The 17132-nt window shown below is 51.0% G+C and carries 15 protein-coding genes; 11 read left to right on the forward strand and 4 right to left on the reverse strand.

All coding sequences use genetic code 11. The features are described from left to right. Both truC and AC0Z7K_RS21850 read left to right on the forward strand, forming a co-directional pair. A complete protein-coding gene (gene truC, locus AC0Z7K_RS21845; protein WP_413530859.1) occupies nucleotides 1-780 on the forward strand; it encodes a tRNA pseudouridine(65) synthase TruC in 780 nt (259 codons plus the stop codon). A 53-nt stretch (nucleotides 781-833) separates the two neighbouring features. Continuing rightward, nucleotides 834-1283 (forward strand): flavodoxin, encoded by a 450-nt coding sequence (locus AC0Z7K_RS21850; RefSeq protein ID WP_485615935.1) that lies wholly within the window; start codon nucleotides 834-836, stop codon nucleotides 1281-1283. Nucleotides 1284-1377: 94 nt separating this feature from the next. On the opposite strand, the gene AC0Z7K_RS21855 is transcribed toward AC0Z7K_RS21850, so the two are convergent. The 4 genes from AC0Z7K_RS21855 to map all read right to left on the reverse strand — a co-directional run bounded on the left by AC0Z7K_RS21855 (nucleotide 1378) and on the right by map (nucleotide 6377). Further along, nucleotides 1378-1767, reverse strand: a complete 390-nt coding sequence (locus AC0Z7K_RS21855) for a DUF3461 family protein (RefSeq protein WP_056781756.1) — start codon at nucleotides 1765-1767, stop codon at nucleotides 1378-1380. A 160-nt stretch (nucleotides 1768-1927) separates the two neighbouring features. Next, nucleotides 1928-2752: a 2,3,4,5-tetrahydropyridine-2,6-dicarboxylate N-succinyltransferase gene (gene dapD, locus AC0Z7K_RS21860; protein ID WP_485615936.1), complete on the reverse strand. Its 825-nt coding sequence runs from the start codon at nucleotides 2750-2752 to the stop codon at nucleotides 1928-1930. 47 nt (nucleotides 2753-2799) lie between these two features. Continuing rightward, nucleotides 2800-5490 carry a bifunctional uridylyltransferase/uridylyl-removing protein GlnD gene (gene glnD, locus AC0Z7K_RS21865; RefSeq protein ID WP_413530856.1) on the reverse strand — a complete coding sequence of 897 codons (2691 nt, stop codon included), beginning with the start codon at nucleotides 5488-5490 and terminating at the stop codon, nucleotides 2800-2802. A gap of 95 nt (nucleotides 5491-5585) precedes the next feature. Beyond that, nucleotides 5586-6377 carry a type I methionyl aminopeptidase gene (gene map / locus AC0Z7K_RS21870; RefSeq protein WP_485615937.1) on the reverse strand — a complete coding sequence of 264 codons (792 nt, stop codon included), beginning with the start codon at nucleotides 6375-6377 and terminating at the stop codon, nucleotides 5586-5588. A 366-nt stretch (nucleotides 6378-6743) separates the two neighbouring features. Between map and rpsB the strand changes: the two genes are divergently transcribed. The 9 genes from rpsB (at nucleotide 6744) to bamA (ending at nucleotide 17111) form a co-directional block, all read left to right on the forward strand. Continuing rightward, nucleotides 6744-7469 carry a 30S ribosomal protein S2 gene (gene rpsB / locus AC0Z7K_RS21875; RefSeq protein ID WP_056781750.1) on the forward strand — a complete coding sequence of 242 codons (726 nt, stop codon included), beginning with the start codon at nucleotides 6744-6746 and terminating at the stop codon, nucleotides 7467-7469. A 147-nt stretch (nucleotides 7470-7616) separates the two neighbouring features. Next, a complete protein-coding gene (gene tsf, locus AC0Z7K_RS21880; RefSeq protein ID WP_112168865.1) occupies nucleotides 7617-8468 on the forward strand; it encodes a translation elongation factor Ts in 852 nt (283 codons plus the stop codon). A 169-nt stretch (nucleotides 8469-8637) separates the two neighbouring features. Beyond that, nucleotides 8638-9369, forward strand: a complete 732-nt coding sequence (gene pyrH / locus AC0Z7K_RS21885) for a UMP kinase (RefSeq protein ID WP_056781743.1) — start codon at nucleotides 8638-8640, stop codon at nucleotides 9367-9369. Nucleotides 9370-9477: 108 nt separating this feature from the next. After that, nucleotides 9478-10035: a ribosome recycling factor gene (gene frr / locus AC0Z7K_RS21890; RefSeq protein ID WP_112168866.1), complete on the forward strand. Its 558-nt coding sequence runs from the start codon at nucleotides 9478-9480 to the stop codon at nucleotides 10033-10035. Between the two features lie 161 nt (nucleotides 10036-10196). Next, on the forward strand, nucleotides 10197-11393 hold the full coding sequence (ispC, locus tag AC0Z7K_RS21895) for a 1-deoxy-D-xylulose-5-phosphate reductoisomerase (protein WP_485615939.1): 1197 nt from the start codon (nucleotides 10197-10199) through the stop codon (nucleotides 11391-11393). 246 nt (nucleotides 11394-11639) lie between these two features. Further along, complete coding sequence (gene ispU / locus AC0Z7K_RS21900) at nucleotides 11640-12398, forward strand: (2E,6E)-farnesyl-diphosphate-specific ditrans,polycis-undecaprenyl-diphosphate synthase (protein ID WP_112168868.1); 759 nt, start codon at nucleotides 11640-11642, stop codon at nucleotides 12396-12398. Nucleotides 12399-12407: 9 nt separating this feature from the next. After that, nucleotides 12408-13256 carry a phosphatidate cytidylyltransferase gene (cdsA, locus tag AC0Z7K_RS21905; protein WP_485615941.1) on the forward strand — a complete coding sequence of 283 codons (849 nt, stop codon included), beginning with the start codon at nucleotides 12408-12410 and terminating at the stop codon, nucleotides 13254-13256. Between the two features lie 42 nt (nucleotides 13257-13298). Beyond that, complete coding sequence (gene rseP, locus AC0Z7K_RS21910; protein WP_413530852.1) at nucleotides 13299-14654, forward strand: sigma E protease regulator RseP; 1356 nt, start codon at nucleotides 13299-13301, stop codon at nucleotides 14652-14654. A gap of 36 nt (nucleotides 14655-14690) precedes the next feature. Then, the gene (bamA, locus tag AC0Z7K_RS21915) at nucleotides 14691-17111 is read left to right on the forward strand and encodes an outer membrane protein assembly factor BamA (RefSeq protein WP_112168871.1); all 2421 of its coding nucleotides are present in this window, start codon (nucleotides 14691-14693) and stop codon (nucleotides 17109-17111) included. Nucleotides 17112-17132 lie beyond the last annotated feature (21 nt).

Here is a 17132-nt window from a genome sequence, read left to right on the forward strand (position 1 = left end):
ATGCTGGAAATTTTGTATCAGGACGAACATCTGGTCGCAGTGAATAAACCTGCGGGCATGCTGGTTCATCGCAGTTGGCTGGATCAACATGAAACGGTGTTTGTGATGCAAACATTGCGGGATCAGATTGGTCAGCACGTGTTTACCGTTCACCGCCTGGATAAACCGACATCGGGTGTGTTGCTGATGGCGTTGTCGAGTGACGTGGCGCGGTTGTTGTCCCAGCAGCTAGAAAATCACCAAATGAAGAAGGTGTATCACGCAGTGGTTCGCGGCTATGTCAGCGAAGACGGTACGATCGATTACGCCCTGACGGAAGAGCTGGATAAAATTGCCGACAAGTTTGCTAATCCCGATAAAGCGCCGCAATCCGCAGTCAGCCATTATCGCGTGGTGGCGCAGGTCGAAATGCCGGTCGCCATTGGCCGCTATGACACGGCCCGTTACAGCCTGGTCGAACTAAAGCCGGAAACCGGACGTAAGCATCAGCTGCGTCGTCATATGTCACATTTGCGTCATCCTATCATCGGGGACAGCGCCCATGGCGATCTCAAGCAAAACCGCGGAATGACCGAGCATTTTGGCTGTTCCGGCCTGATGCTGCACGCCAGTCATATGCAGTTACCACATCCGGTCACCGGTGAATTACTGTCTTTGCAGGCGCGCTGGGATAATCGCTGGCAAAGCGTGGTCGAACAGTTTGGCTGGCAGGGGAAAATCCCTGAGCTTGAAAGGGTTGAAGTTGCCCCCGCTTGCGGTCAGGATAGTGAACAAATTTAAAGCCTTCGGACGCATTTGCGAAAGAGTGAGTCGAACGACACAGGAGTGAAGCCATGGCAGAAGTCGGAATTTTTGTCGGTACGGTATACGGCAATGCGTTACTGGTAGCGGAAGAAGCGGAAACCGTGCTGAAAAGCCAGGGTCATGAGGTGAAGCTGTTCGAAGAAGGAACGCTGGAAGCCTGGCAGTACTACCGTCATCATTTCGTTCTGATAGTAACCTCCACGACCGGCCAGGGTGATTTGCCGGATAGTATTGCGCCGCTGTACGTTGCTGTGCGCGATACTGTTGGCTACCAGCCCGAACTGCGTTACGGCGTGATTGCGCTAGGTGACAGCAGTTACGATCATTTTTGCGGCGGCGGTCATAAGCTGGATGATTTATTGCAGGAGCAGGGCGCGGCGCGTATCGGCGATTTGCTGGAAATAGATGCTATGGAAAATCCGGAGCCGGAAACGGTGGCCATTCCGTGGGTCGAGAAGTGGGCGTTATTGTTGAAATAAAGTACTGCGCTGCAAATAATAAAGAAGGTCAGGGGAGTTAACCTGACCTTTTTGCATTTCTGCATGGCATCAATGAGGCCATGTATTAATGGAATTAACGACCGCTGGTAAGTTTTTCCAGATCAGATTCGATCTCGGTAATTTTATTGGCTACCACGGATTCCAGATGACGTAAATCGTCGAGGATTTTACGTTTGAGATCAACTTCAACCTGATCGCGCTGGCAGATTTGATCTAACTCATCAATCACATAACGCAGATTCGGACTGATTTCGTGAATTTCTTTGTAACCCTGCCCCGCATTATCAGCGACGATGGTTTTACGCTGGCGCGGATATTTAAATTTCACGCTTTTGGCAAAAAATTCGCCTTTGTCTCTGCGGAAATAAATCTTCAGGATGTCGTTATTCGCCTCCTGACGCAGGCTGTAACGATCAATATCGTCGGGATTATTAATGCCCAGGCTTTTCAGATTGTCATACATAGCGCTACCTTCGTTTAGGAGAATATTTGATCATCATGATGAACCGAACGGCGGTTCGAATCGTTGATTAATGACACAATTTGCCATCAACAAGATAAAAAAATAGCGGGTATTGTTGTAAATACAAAAATTGACCCGCTATTTCTCAGTACTGCTCAGTTTAGTCGATGTTACGCAACAACTCATTCAGGCCGGTTTTGCCTAATGTTTTCGCATCCACTTTTTTCACGATCACGGCGCAGTACAGGCTGTAGCTGCCATCTTTAGACGGCAGATTACCGGAAACCACGACGGAGCCCGCAGGAACTCGGCCGTAATGCACTTCACCGGTTTCTCGGTCGTAAATCTTGGTGCTCTGGCCGATGTAAACGCCCATGGAAATCACGGTGCCTTCTTCCACGATAACGCCTTCAACGATTTCTGAGCGCGCACCGATGAAGCAGTTATCTTCGATGATGGTTGGGTTAGCCTGCAACGGCTCCAGTACGCCACCAATGCCAACGCCACCGGACAGGTGAACGTTTTTACCGATCTGCGCGCAGGAACCGACGGTCGCCCAGGTATCAACCATGGTGCCTTCATCAACGTAAGCGCCGATGTTGACGTAAGAAGGCATCAACACAGTGTTGCGGGCGATGAATGCGCCTTTACGAACGGCAGCCGGTGGCACTACGCGGAAACCTTCACGTTGAAAACGCGCTTCATCGTAGTCAGCGAATTTCATTGGCACTTTATCGAAGTAACGGCTTTCACCGCCTTCCATGACCTGGTTGTCATTAATTCTGAAAGAGAGCAGTACCGCTTTCTTCAGCCACTGATGCGTTACCCATTCGCCATTAATCTTTTCAGCCACGCGCAGTTCGCCGCTGTCGATTTTGTTGATGACCTGAGTGATCGCGTCGCGCGTTACGCTGTCTACGTTTGCCGGAGTAATGTCTGCACGGCGCTCGAAGGCTTGTTCAATAACGGTTTGTAGTTGCTGCATCCTGTTCTCTTTCCTGAAGTGATGTTAAATAGACAACCGTACTTGTATCACATTTTATCGCCGGGGTTGAGTGCCTCGGTTAATCGGCGTGTGATTTCCTTGCGCGTCGGCTTGTCGAGCGCGCGACGTTCGGAGTTCGCCAGAATGAATAAATCTTCCACCCGCTCGCCGATGGTCGAAATGCGTGCGCCATGCAACGATAATCCCAAATCAGAGAAGACTTCCCCAACGCGGGCCAGCAGGCCAGGTTGATCCAGCGCGACCAGCTCCATATAGGTGCGGCGATCGGTATGCGTCGGCAGGAAACTGACGTCGGTCTGCACGCTGAAATGGCGCAGTTTTGGCGAAGGGCGGCGCGCGCGCGGGGGTTGATATGCCTGCGTCATCGACTGTTCCAGCGCGTAACGGATTGCTTCATGACGATCCTGCGCCAGCGGGCTGCCGTCCGGTTCGAGCACAATAAAGGTGTCCATCGCCATGCCATCGCGGTTAGTGAAAATCTGCGCGTCATGAATGCTCAGGTTGCGCCGGTCCAGCTCGCCTGCAACCGTGGCAAACAGGTAAGGGCGGTCAGGGCTCCAGATGAAAATCTCCGTGCCGCCGCGCGTGGCCTGACGGCTCACCAGCACCAGTGGTTTGGTGGAGTCATGTTCCAGCAGATGTCGCGCATGCCACGCCAGCTGATTGGGCGAGTGACGCAGGAAGTAATCCGCACGGCAGCGGCTCCAGATGCGGTGCAGCGCTTCTTCATCAATATTATCCATACGCAACAACGCCAGCGCCTGCAGGCGGTGATGGCGCACGCGTTCGCGCAGATCCGGCGTATTTTGCATACCGCGACGCAGCTGTTTTTCTGTTGCGAAATACAGTTCGCGTATCAGGCTTTGCTTCCAGCTGTTCCACAGGGTTTCATTGGTGGCGCAGATATCGGCCACCGTCAGACTGACCAGATAACGCAGGCGAACTTCGGTTTGCATTTCTGCGGCGAACTGCTGGATCTCGTTAGGATCCTGAATATCGCGACGCTGTGCCGTTACTGACATCAGTAAATGAACGCGCACCAGCCATGATACCAGCTGAGTTTCCCGCGAGTTCAACCCGTGCAGTTCGGCGAACTCGAGTACGTCCTGCGCCCCGAGAATGGAGTGATCGCCGCCACGGCCTTTGGCGATATCGTGGAACAGCGCGGCCATCAGCAAAAGTTCTGGCTGCGGCAGCCGCGGATAGAGCTCTACGCACAGCGGATGTTTCGGACGCGTTTCTTCATGAGCGAAGCTTTCGAGCTTTTGCAGCACACGAATGGTGTGCTCATCCACGGTATAAGCATGGAATAAATCGAACTGCATCTGACCAACGATTTGACCCCACTGCGGCATATATGCCCACAGCACGCTGTGACGATGCATCGGCACCAGCGCGCGCGACACGGCGCCCGGATGGCGCAGAATCGACATAAACATCTCACGCGCCTGCGGGATCATACATAAAGGCTCTTTGAGATGACGTCGCGCGTGACGCAGCAGACGCACGGTGGTGGAGTAAATACCTTTGATTTCGCGGTGACGTACCATCAGGTGGAACATGCCGATAATGGTTTCCGGCTGGCGTTCGAACAGCGATTCGTCACGCAGGTCGATCAGATCGCCTCGCAGCTGGAAATGCTCATCCAGCGGACGTGGCTTTTCATTCGGGCCAATCGCCAGAATCGCTTCATCAAACAGCTGTAACAGCATCTGATTCAGCTCGCCGACCCGGCGGGTCATGCGATAGAAATCTTTCATCATGCGTTCGACCGGCTGATTGCCTTCGCCCTGATACTGCAAAAGCTGGGCGACGTTGAGCTGTCTGTCGAACAGCAGACGGTTGTCGTAACGCGGCAGAACTAAGTGCAGAGCGAAGCGGATGCGCCACAGGAAGCTCTGACATTCCAGCAACTCATTGCGCTCAGCTTTGGTTAGAAAACCAAACGCAACCATTTCATCGAGCGACGTCGCACCGAAGTGACGGCGCGCGACCCACAGAATAGTATGGATATCGCGCAGGCCGCCGGGGCTGCTTTTGATATCAGGCTCCAGATTGTAGCTGGTGCCGTGATAGCGCAGATGGCGTTCGTTTTGCTCTTCAATTTTGGCGCGGAAGAAGTTGGGCGAAGGCCAGAAACCGTCGCTGAAAACGTGTTTCTGCATGCTGAGGAACAGCGCCACATCGCCGCAAATCAGACGCGATTCAATAAGGTTGGTGGCAACGGTGAGATCCGCCAGTCCTTCCAGCAGGCATTCTTCCAGCGTGCGAACGCTGTGCCCGACTTCCAGCTTCACGTCCCACAGCAGGGTGATCAGTTCACCGATGCGTTGCGCCTGTTCATCATTGAGGCGTTTCTGGCTCAGGACCAGCACATCGATGTCGGAAAGCGGGTGCAATTCACCACGGCCGTACCCACCTACGGCGACCATCGCGGTTTCGGGAATGTTGTCGAAACCGTAGAACGTCCAAAGACGTTGCAGAAGCTGATCGATGAAATGCGCCCGCGCATCAACCAATTCTTCGGCACGCAGTCCGGCATTGAATGCATCCGCCAGCCAGCCCTGAAACTGTTCCATATGTTGCTTGAGGTTCTGACGGTTTAAATCATCATCCGGATAGACGGCAGGGGAGACAGGCTGTGGCGGGCACGCCAACGGCAATTCCTGAGAGAGTTCAGGTTGCAGGCGCTTTTCAGCAGAGAAGTTTTCAGTCATAGATGCGCAGCCCATTCCTACACGTTAAAGATAAAAAAACCGGCTTTCGCCGGTTTGATTGACAGATTTAACCGCGCTTCGCAGAGCGGCAACTGTTATTCGTGCGTCAGAATTGCCGGGATGGTGTCATCCTTACGCAGCGTCATAATTTCACAACCGTTATCAGTCACCACAATAGTATGCTCGTACTGAGCCGACAAGCTGCGATCTTTAGTTTTTACTGTCCAGCCATCTTTCATGGTACGGATGCGAAAATCACCCGCGTTGACCATAGGTTCAACGGTGAAAGCCATACCGGCCTGTAAAACTACGCCGCCGTCGTCTGCATCGTAATGCAGAACCTGAGGTTCTTCGTGGAAACCTTCCCCAATGCCGTGACCGCAGTATTCGCGTACGACGGAAAATTTCTCCGCTTCCACGAACTTCTGGATCTCTTTCCCCAGGGTACGCAGACGGATACCCGGTTTGATAAGACGCAGTGCCAGATACAGGCTTTCCTGCGTCACGCGGCACAGACGCTCACCCAGAATCGTCGGTTTACCCGCGATGAACATCTTGGAGGTGTCGCCGTGGAAACCGTCTTTAATAACCGTCACGTCGATGTTAACTATATCGCCGTCTTTAAGAATTTTGTCGTCACTTGGAATACCGTGACACACCACTTCGTTAATGGAGATACAGACGGATTTCGGGAAGCCGTGATAGTCCAGGCAGGCAGAAATGGCTTTTTGGTTATTCACGATGTGATCAGAACAAATGCGATCCAATTCACCGGTACTAACGCCAGGTTTGACGTGAGGCTCAATGATTTCCAGCACTTCCGCAGCCAGACGGCCAGCGACGCGCATTTTTTCGATATCTTCAGGGGTTTTGATTGAAATGGCCATGAGTCTTCCTGCAGGTTTGTACATCCGGTGTGCTGTATTTCTACACCGTTGTCATCAATAATTAGCTGTGGCTTATGGTATCAGCCCTGATATTAGCTGCCAAACTATCATTTCCCGGGGCGCAATTCGGCGAACAAAAGTTGCTGCCTGGCCGTTATTTGTGGTATAAAACGCGCCGGCAATCCGCTCTGGGTCCCAGACTCCGGGGGATTAAAGCCGAATTCACTCATATGTGTACTTATTAACGTAAGTAATAACACACACGTATCGACACATACGCCGGGGTGCCTTGGGAATTTATTCTGCAGGGTCGGTTGTATGGGATACGTGGAGGCATAACCCCAACTACTTAATAGAGGTTTTATCATGGCAACTGTTTCCATGCGCGACATGCTCAAGGCCGGTGTTCACTTCGGTCACCAAACCCGTTACTGGAACCCGAAAATGAAGCCATTCATCTTCGGCGCTCGTAACAAGGTTCACATCATCAACCTTGAGAAAACTGTTCCAATGTTCAACGAAGCCCTGGCTGAGTTGCAGAAGATCTCTGCCCGTAAAGGCAAGATCCTGTTCGTTGGTACTAAACGCGCAGCAAGCGAAGCGGTAAAAGACGCTGCACACAACTGCGACCAGTTCTTCGTGAACCATCGCTGGTTGGGCGGCATGCTGACTAACTGGAAAACCGTTCGTCAGTCCATCAAACGTTTGAAAGACCTGGAAATTCAGTCTCAGGACGGCACTTTCGAGAAGCTGACCAAGAAAGAGGCGCTGATGCGTACTCGCGAACTGGCTAAGCTGGAAAACAGCCTGGGTGGTATCAAGGATATGGGTGGTCTTCCTGACGCACTGTTCGTTGTCGACGCTGATCACGAACACATCGCAATCAAAGAAGCTAACAACCTGGGTATCCCGGTATTCTCCATTGTTGATACCAACTCCGATCCGGATGGCGTTGACTTTGTTATCCCTGGTAACGATGACGCAATCCGTGCAGTAAATCTGTACCTGAGCGCTGTTGCTGCCACTGTCCGTGAAGGCCGTTCGCAAGATCTGGCTGTACAGGCAGAAGAAAGCTTCGTAGAAGCTGAATAATAAGGCAAGCTCAGCAGAGCCCTTATTAACCAGGTATTGAAATATGTTGGTTAGGGGGCCTTTATTGGCCCCCTTTGCTTATCTTAAATGCGAGAAATATCTCACCGCAAAAAGCCTTTTTGCACTGAGATAATCGAGGAAAATACAATGGCTGATATTACCGCTGCCCTGGTAAAAGAACTGCGCGAACGTACTGGCGCTGGCATGATGGATTGTAAGAAAGCTCTGGTTGAAGCTAACGGCGACATCGAGCTGTCCATTGAAAATATGCGTAAATCTGGCGCGATCAAAGCGGCGAAAAAAGCAGGCAACGTAGCTGCTGACGGCGTGATCAAAACTAAGATTGAAGGCAACTACGGCGTGATTCTGGAAGTTAACTGCCAGACTGACTTCGTTGCTAAAGATGCCGGTTTCCAGGCATTTGCTGACAAAGTACTGGATGCTGCTGTTGCAGGCAAAATCACCGACGTTGAAGTTCTGAAAACACAGTTCGAAGAAGAACGTGTGCAACTGGTTGCTAAAATCGGTGAGAACATCAACATCCGTCGCGTTTCTTCCCTGGAAGGCGAAGTGTTGGGTAGCTACCTGCACGGTGCACGCATTGGCGTTCTGATCGCTGCTAAAGGCGCTGACGAAGAGCTGGTTAAGCAGATTGCTATGCACGTTGCTGCAAGCAAGCCTGAGTTCGTTAAACCAGAAGATGTGTCTGCTGAAGTGGTAGAAAAAGAGTACCAGGTTCAGCTGGACATCGCGATGCAATCTGGCAAGCCAAAAGAAATCGCAGAGAAAATGGTTGAAGGCCGCATGAAGAAATTCACCGGCGAAGTTTCTCTGACTGGCCAGCCTTTCGTTATCGACCCAAGCAAAACTGTTGGTCAGATTCTGAAAGAGCATAACGCCGACGTTATCAACTTCATCCGCTTCGAAGTGGGTGAAGGCATCGTTAAAGTTGAGACTGACTTTGCTGCAGAAGTTGCAGCGATGTCCAAACAGTCTTAATCAGTAACTGATGCACTATAAAATGGAACCGCTGCACGTTGGCGGTTCCGTTTTATCCAGCCCCAAATTCCAATGACATTGTGCGATGTGCTGTAGCAACACCCGGCAACAACGCTATGATGTAAAGATTGAATTCTCATTAAGACACATTGCTTCTAGGACAGACACCATGGCTACCAATGCGAAACCCGTTTATCAGCGTATCCTGCTCAAACTCAGTGGCGAAGCCCTGCAGGGCAGTGAAGGTTTTGGTATCGACGCGAGTGTATTAGATCGTATGGCTCAGGAAGTTAAAGAGCTGGTCGAACTCGGCATTCAGGTAGGCGTTGTGATCGGCGGCGGTAACTTATTCCGCGGCGCGGGTCTGGCGCAGGCGGGCATGAATCGTGTTGTAGGCGACCATATGGGTATGCTGGCGACTGTCATGAACGGCCTGGCAATGCGTGATGCATTACACCGTGCCTATGTTAACGCGCGTCTGATGTCTGCAATTCCTTTGAACGGTGTTTGTGATAATTACAGCTGGGCTGAAGCCATCAGCCTGCTGCGTCATAACCGCGTGGTCATTTTCTCCGCCGGTACCGGTAATCCTTTCTTTACTACCGATTCTGCAGCCTGTCTGCGTGGTATCGAAATTGAAGCCGATGTGGTATTAAAAGCCACCAAAGTCGACGGTGTATATTCCGCTGACCCGGTCAAAAATCCGGAAGCAACGCTGTACGAAACATTGACCTATCAGGAAGTGCTGGAACAGGAATTGAAAGTGATGGACCTGGCGGCGTTTACGTTAGCCCGCGATCACAATCTTCCGATTCGTGTTTTCAACATGAACAAACCCGGTGCACTGCGCCGCGTGGTGATGGGTGAAAACGAAGGGACGCTGATTTCTAACGCTGAGTGATCCTTCGCCATTGAACATTGCGTTCAGCCAGCCAGTGCTGGCATAAGTATTCACGGACTATACTGATGGTATGGTCTGCCAGGTAACCAGCTCTCAAGGGTTCACAACGTGATTAACGAAATCAAAAAAGACGCTGAAATTCGTATGGAAAAATGCGTTGAAGCATTTAAAACCCATATCAGCAAAATCCGTACAGGCCGCGCTTCTCCCGGCATTCTCGACGGCATCATGGTGGAATACTATGGTTCTGCTACGCCACTGCGTCAGCTGGCTCAGGTGACGGTGGAAGATTCCCGTACTCTGGCTATTTCTGTATTTGACCGCTCTATCAGCGCTGCCGTTGAAAAAGCGATCATGACTTCTGATTTGGGTCTGAACCCATCTTCAGCAGGCGCGACTATCCGCGTTCCATTGCCTGCATTGACTGAAGAGCGTCGTAAAGACCTGATCAAAGTCGTGCGTGGCGAAGCAGAGCAGGGCCGTGTTTCTGTGCGTAACGTCCGCCGTGACGCTAACGACAAAACCAAAGCACTGTTGAAAGATAAAGAAATCAGTGAAGATGAAGATCGTCGTTCTCAGGACGATATCCAGAAGCTGACAGACATCTTTATCAAGAAAATCGATGTAGCTTTGACTGAGAAAGAAGCTGAGCTGATGGAGTTCTAATAAGACTCGTTTGTTCTCATATAAAGCGTCGCAAATGCGGCGCTTTATTTTTTTACGGGTCTCAAATCTTTTCTCCGCTGCCACAATCTCATGGACAAGCCGGATAAGAGGTTTCAGACTGTGCACTATTCTGAATTGATGGCGTTATCCCGGGCATTTTCATGAAACAAATGACTATTCTTGGTTCGACAGGGTCTGTCGGCACCAGTACGCTTTCCGTTGTCCGGTCCAATCCCGACGCTTTCGCAGTCAAAGCCCTGATTGCAGGACATAATGTTGATGTGATGGCGCAGCAATGTATCGAGTTTCGTCCGGCCTATGCGTGCATGGCTGATGAGACTTCAGCCCGAGCTCTGCGAACCATTCTGGCTGAACAGGGTGTGAAAACTGAAGTGCTCTCCGGCGAAAACGCAGCCATTGAACTGGCTGCGCTGGATGATGTCGATCAAGTGATGTCAGCCATTGTAGGTGCTGCCGGCCTTTTACCGACGCTCGCCGCCGTGCGCGCAGGTAAGCAGATCCTTCTGGCGAATAAAGAGTCACTGGTTACCTGTGGTCGTATCTTCATGGATGCTGTCCGTGAAAATCAGTCCCAACTCCTGCCTATAGACAGTGAACATAACGCGATTTTCCAGAGTTTGCCTGAGTCCGTGCAGCAGCAACTGGGCTATGCTTCACTTGAAGAAAACGGGATTTCCCGCATCGTCCTAACCGGGTCCGGCGGGCCTTTTCGTGAGTTACCGTTAAACCACTTTAACGATGTGACACCGGATCAGGCGTGCGCGCATCCTAACTGGTCCATGGGGCGTAAAATATCCGTCGATTCCGCCACGATGATGAACAAAGGCCTGGAGTACATCGAAGCTCGCTGGTTGTTCAATGCGTCCGCGGCCGAAATGGAAGTGATTATCCATCCGCAGTCGGTGATCCACTCGATGGTTCGTTACCGTGACGGCAGCGTACTGGCGCAGCTGGGGTCGCCGGACATGCGTACGCCTATTGCACATGCGATGGCGTACCCGCGCCGTGTCGCTGCTGGCGTGCAGGCATTAGACTTCTGTAAAATGGGCGAACTCTCTTTCTCTGAGCCGGATTATGCGCGGTATCCTTGCCTGCAACTGGCTATCGAAGCCAGCAACACCGGACAGGCTGCGACGACGGCGCTGAATGCAGCGAACGAAATTTCCGTAGCGGCATTCCTCAATGGTGAGATTCGTTTCACCGATATTGCTTCGATTAATCGTCAGGTAATGGAAGAGCTGGTGAGTGCTGAACCGGAGTCTGTGGATGCAGTGCTGGAAATTGACAAACAATCGCGCGCATCCGCTCAACAAAAACTTCGCACATTTGCGGCCTGACGCTAAGTTTACTGCTTATGCAGCAGTTTGTTAGCATCACATTGAAATGGTATAGTCTGCGCCACGCTGACAGTAGATTCAGGTTTTTAGTCTCTGGATCTGACATGTGGAATCGGTAAGCTGTCAGAGTAGCCGTGCCCGCAAGGGAGACACGGCTTTTTTGCGCGTGTTATTGCGCCCGCGTTTGAACTGCAACGCCAGCTAAAAAAGCCGTCGTGTTCTGATAAAAGGAAATGAGTACGCGTTATGTCCCTCGAAAATCAACAGATGTCTGATACGTCCTGCGCTCAGCCGCGCCATGTCGCCATTATTATGGACGGCAACGGACGTTGGGCAAAACGTCAGGGTAAAATGAGGGTGTTTGGTCATAAAGCGGGCGTAAAATCAGTGCGCAAAGCCGTGAGTTTTGCAGCCAATCATCAACTTGATGCGCTTACGCTTTATGCCTTTAGTAGTGAAAACTGGAATCGCCCGGCTCAGGAAGTCGCCGCATTGATGGAACTGTTCGTACGTGCACTCGACAGTGAAGTCAAAAGCCTGCATAAACATAATGTCAGGTTGCGGATCATTGGCGATGTCAGTCGCTTTAGTGCTCGTCTGCAGGAACGCATTCGTCGTTCAGAAACACTTACAGAAAATAACGACGGTCTTACGCTGAACATTGCTGCGAATTATGGTGGGCGATGGGATATTATTCAGGGCGTTAAGACGCTGGCGGGTCAGGTTGAAGCCGGTACCCTGCGGGCAGAGCAAATAACAGAAGACATGCTGGATTCAGCCGTCTGTATGAGCGAACTGGCACCAGTCGATTTGGTGATCAGAACCGGTGGGGAACATCGAATCAGTAACTTCCTGCTGTGGCAAATTGCCTATGCGGAGTTTTACTTTACGGATGTCCTCTGGCCTGATTTTGATGAAAATACCTTTGAAGATGCGCTGGATGCTTTTGCACAACGCGAGCGCCGCTTCGGGGGGACTACACCTATCGGCGCCAATGCGTCCTAGGGAGAACATTTGCTGAAGTATCGCATTATCACAGCTCTGATTTTAATACCGATTGTTATTGCTGCACTCTTTTTATTACCGCCTGTCGGTTTTGCCATTGTCACGTTAATCGTGTGCATGTTGGCGGCGTGGGAGTGGGGGCAACTAGCGGGTCTCGGAAGCCGTAATCAGAGGATCTGGCTCGCCATCCTCTGTGGTTTTCTGCTGGCAGCCATGATGCTAAGCATTCCAGCCTATCATCACAACGCGCAGTTGCCGCTGGTAAGTGGATCCCTATGGGCTGCACTCGCCTGGTGGTGTGTGGCGCTGGTGTTAGTCGTGGGATATCCGGTTTCAGCTGCATTCTGGCGGCACTCGCGCGTGCTGCGGGTGCTTTTTGGCGTACTGACGATAGTGCCGTTCTTCTGGGGCATGGTCGCGCTGCGTCAATATGGTTACGTTGAGAATCCTCATACTGGCGCATGGTGGCTGTTATATGTGATGCTACTCGTCTGGGGTGCGGATTCCGGTGCATACCTGTTTGGTAAGCTATTCGGCAAGCACAAGCTGGCACCTAAAGTTTCGCCGGGGAAAACCTGGGAAGGGTTCATCGGTGGGTTACTGACATGTGCGTTGATTGCCTGGCTGTTTGGCCGCTATGCACCGCTTACCGTGCAGCCGTCTGTATTATTGATTTGTTCCGTGGTTGCTGCGCTGGCTTCAGTCTTAGGCGACCTGACCGAGAGTATGTTTAAACGCGAAGCCGGGATCAAAGACAGTGGTCATATGATCCCAGGGCATGGTGGAATATTGGACCGTATCGACAGCCTGACTGCTGCGGTTCCTGTATTTGCCTGCCTGATGCTGTTAGTGTATTAATCCGTCGCTGACGGTGAAGTTTTCTAAGGAATAGTTGGACATATGATGAACATACTCTGGAGCCTGGCCGCCTTTATCGTTGCATTGGGGGTGCTTATCACCGTGCACGAGTTCGGCCATTTCTGGGTTGCTCGTCGCTGTGGCGTACGCGTTGAGCGGTTTTCCGTAGGTTTCGGTCGTGCGCTATGGCGTCGAACCGACAGCCGCGGCACTGAATATGTCCTTGCTATCATCCCCCTCGGCGGTTACGTCAAAATGCTCGATGAGCGTTTAGAAACCGTACCGCCTGAGCTAAAAAATCTTACTTTCAACAGTAAGACTGTCTGGCAGCGTGCCGCAATTATCAGCGCGGGTCCGATAGCCAATTTTATCTTTGCGGTTTTTGCTTACTGGATCATTTTTATTGTTGGTGTACCAACAGTACGGCCTGTAGTGGCCGAAATCATGCCTCAATCCATTGCCGCGCAAGCCAAAGTTTTGCCAGGGATGGAACTTAAGTCTATTGGCGGTATCGAAACGCCTGATTGGGATTCAATTCGAATGTCGTTGATGGGTGAAATTGGCAATAGCCAAATGACGCTCGGGGTAGCCGAGTTAGGCTCATCAACGATAATTGAAAAAGTTGTCGATTTGCGTGAATGGTCGTTTGATCCTGAAACGCAAGATCCGGTGGTCGCGTTGGGGATTATTCCGCGTGGTCCGCAGGCAGAACCCGTATTATCTGAGGTGCAATCAGCCTCCGCCGCTCAAAAGGCAGGTTTGCAAGCGGGCGATCGGATCGTTAAAGTTGACGGTCAGGTTTTGGCGAGCTGGCGTGATTTTACGTTACAGGTTCGCGATAATCCGGGTAAGCCCATTGCGTTAGACATTGAGCGTAATGGCGAGGCTCTGGCATTGACCCTGACACCGGAAAGTCGGACGTTGGGTAAAGGTATTGTACAAGGTTTTGCCGGGGTGGTTCCCAAAGTCATACCGTTGCCTGAAGAGTACAAGACAGTTCGTCAGTATGGTCCGTTTGTCGCTTTATATGAGGCGGGTGATAAAACCTGGCAACTGATGAAGCTTACAGTCAACATGCTGGGCAAATTGTTTACCGGTGATGTGAAGCTGAACAATCTGAGTGGCCCAATTTCCATCGCACAGGGCGCAGGAATGTCAGCAGAGTATGGTTTAGTGTCGTACCTGACGTTTTTGGCGCTTATCAGCGTCAATCTCGGTATCGTAAACCTGTTCCCATTACCGATATTAGATGGTGGACACTTGGTTTTTCTGGCAATAGAAAAACTAAAAGGTGGTCCAGTTTCCGAGCGAGTTCAAAACTTCAGTTATCAGGTCGGTGCGGTATTGCTGTTCCTGGTAATGGGGCTTGCACTTTTCAATGATTTCTCCCGTCTTTAAGGCTGGAGATTAGGTTAGGAAGAACGCATAACAACGATGGCGATCAAAAAGTTGCTCATAGCGTCGCTGCTGTTTGGCAGCGCCACCGTATACGGTGCAGACGGTTTCGTAGTGAAAGATATTCATTTCGAAGGCCTGCAGCGAGTTGCCGTCGGTGCGGCGTTACTCAATATGCCGGTTCGCGTCGGTGATACGGTGACTGACGATGACATCAGTAATACCATTCGTGCATTGTTTGCCACTGGCAACTTTGAGGACGTTCGCGTCCTGCGCGATGGCGATTCTCTGATTGTTCAGGTTAAGGAACGTCCAACGATTGCCAGCATCACTTTCTCCGGTAACAAATCGGTGAAAGATGACATGCTTAAACAAAACCTGGAGGCCTCTGGCGTCCGTGTTGGCGAAGCGCTTGACCGTACAACAATCGGCAGTATCGAGAAAGGTCTGGAAGACTTCTATTACAGCGTTGGAAAATACAGTGCGTCGGTAAAAGCGGTTGTTACCCCTTTGCCACGTAACCGTGTCGACCTGAAATTAGTCTTTACCGAGGGTGTTTCTGCCAAAATTCAGCAGATCAACATCGTAGGTAACCACGCCTTCAGTACTGATGAACTGATTTCACATTTCCAGCTTCGTGATGAAGTGCCATGGTGGAACGTGGTTGGCGATCGCAAATACCAGAAACAGAAACTGGCGGGTGACCTTGAAACCCTGCGTAGCTTCTATCTGGATCGCGGTTACGCCCGTTTCAACATTGATTCGACGCAGGTCAGCCTGACGCCGGACAAAAAAGGCATCTACATCACGCTGAACATCACAGAAGGTGAGCAATACAAACTTTCTGGCGTTGAAGTCACTGGCAGCATGGCCGGTCACTCAGCAGAAGTGCAAAGCCTGACTAAGATTGATAAAGGCGAGCTGTACAACGGCGCTAAAGTCACCAAGATGGAAAACGACATCAAGCAGATGCTGGGTCGTTATGGCTACGCCTATCCACGTGTGAACACGCAGCCAGAAATTAATGATGCAGACAAGACCGTCAAACTGCATATCAACGTAGATGCGGGTAACCGTTTCTATGTACGTCACATCCGCTTTGAAGGTAATGACACCAGTAAAGACAGCGTTCTGCGCCGTGAAATGCGTCAGATGGAAGGTGCCTGGTTAGGTAACGATCTGGTCGATAAAGGTAAAGAGCGTCTGAACCGTCTTGGCTACTTCGAAACGGTAGATGTGGATACGCAACGCGTTCCGGGTACACCGGATCAGGTTGATGTGGTCTATAAAGTTAAAGAGCGTAACACCGGGACATTCAACTTCGGTGTGGGCTACGGTACAGAAAGTGGTGTCAGCTTCCAGGTCGGCGTCCAGCAGGACAACTGGTTGGGTACAGGTAACTCTGTCGGCATCAGCGGTACTAAAAACGACTATCAGACGTATGCAGAATTCACGATCACTGACCCGTATTTCACCGTTGACGGTGTAAGTCTGGGCGGCCGTATCTTCTATAATGATTTTAAAGCGGATAATGCTGATCTGTCTGACTATACCAACAGAAGTTATGGTATTGGCGGCAACCTTGGTTTCCCAATCAATGAGAACAACTCATTGCGTCTGGGTCTGGATTACGTACATAACGATCTGTCCAATATGGAACCTCAGATCGCCATGTTCCGTTATCTGAATTCAGTGGGCCTTAAACCTGCGGTCACCACCAGCGACAACGCTGATGCAGATTTCAGTGCTGATGACTTCTTCGTGAACCTTGGTTGGGGGTATAACAACCTCGACCGTGGCTACTTCCCTACGTCAGGGACCAAAGCCAGCCTGAACGGTAAAGTCACCGTTCCGGGTTCTGATAACGAATATTACAAAATCACTTTCGATTCAACCAGCTATATGCCGCTGAATCAGGATCGTGATTGGGTACTGATGGGCCGCGCGCGTGCAGGTTATGCAGATGGTCTGGGCGGGAAAGAAGTACCGTTCTACGATAACTTCTATGCCGGTGGTTCAAGCAGTGTTCGTGGTTTCCAGTCGAACACCATTGGTCCAAAAGCAGCGTATTACAAATGTACTACGGCTAATACCTCGTACAGCGGTTGTCCGATCGATAATTCGGATGATGCGGTGGGCGGTAATGCAATGGCAGTACTGAGTGCAGAACTGATTGTTCCAACTCCGTTCGTTAGCGAAAAATACGCTAACTCATTGCGTACTTCCCTGTTCGTGGATAGCGGTACTGTCTGGGATACAGGTTGGGAAAACACCCCGCAGACTATGGCTGCCGGTGTGCCTGATTACAGTAAACCAGGCAACATTCGTGTTTCTTCAGGTCTTGCGTTGCAGTGGATGTCTCCGCTGGGGCCATTGGTCTTCTCATACGCACAACCAGTTAAGAAATACGAAGGCGATAAAGCAGAGCAGTTCCAGTTTAACATTGGTAAAACCTGGTAACGGCCTGCCTGAACAAGAGTT

The organism is Rahnella sp. 1L-D-7-B-C2, assembly GCF_057290995.1.

Bases quoted from the DNA above. Each gene is read 5' to 3' on its own strand.
- truC (WP_413530859.1), top strand. From the start codon at position 1: ATGCTGGAAATTTTGTATCAGGACGAACATCTGGTCGCAGTGAATAAA.
- AC0Z7K_RS21850 (WP_485615935.1), top strand. From the start codon at position 834: ATGGCAGAAGTCGGAATTTTTGTCGGTACGGTATACGGCAATGCGTTA.
- AC0Z7K_RS21855 (WP_056781756.1), bottom strand. From the start codon at position 1,767: ATGTATGACAATCTGAAAAGCCTGGGCATTAATAATCCCGACGATATT.
- dapD (WP_485615936.1), bottom strand. From the start codon at position 2,752: ATGCAGCAACTACAAACCGTTATTGAACAAGCCTTCGAGCGCCGTGCA.
- glnD (WP_413530856.1), bottom strand. From the start codon at position 5,490: ATGACTGAAAACTTCTCTGCTGAAAAGCGCCTGCAACCTGAACTCTCT.
- map (WP_485615937.1), bottom strand. From the start codon at position 6,377: ATGGCCATTTCAATCAAAACCCCTGAAGATATCGAAAAAATGCGCGTC.
- rpsB (WP_056781750.1), top strand. From the start codon at position 6,744: ATGGCAACTGTTTCCATGCGCGACATGCTCAAGGCCGGTGTTCACTTC.
- tsf (WP_112168865.1), top strand. From the start codon at position 7,617: ATGGCTGATATTACCGCTGCCCTGGTAAAAGAACTGCGCGAACGTACT.
- pyrH (WP_056781743.1), top strand. From the start codon at position 8,638: ATGGCTACCAATGCGAAACCCGTTTATCAGCGTATCCTGCTCAAACTC.
- ispC (WP_485615939.1), top strand. From the start codon at position 10,197: ATGAAACAAATGACTATTCTTGGTTCGACAGGGTCTGTCGGCACCAGT.
- ispU (WP_112168868.1), top strand. From the start codon at position 11,640: ATGTCCCTCGAAAATCAACAGATGTCTGATACGTCCTGCGCTCAGCCG.
- rseP (WP_413530852.1), top strand. From the start codon at position 13,299: ATGATGAACATACTCTGGAGCCTGGCCGCCTTTATCGTTGCATTGGGG.
- bamA (WP_112168871.1), top strand. From the start codon at position 14,691: ATGGCGATCAAAAAGTTGCTCATAGCGTCGCTGCTGTTTGGCAGCGCC.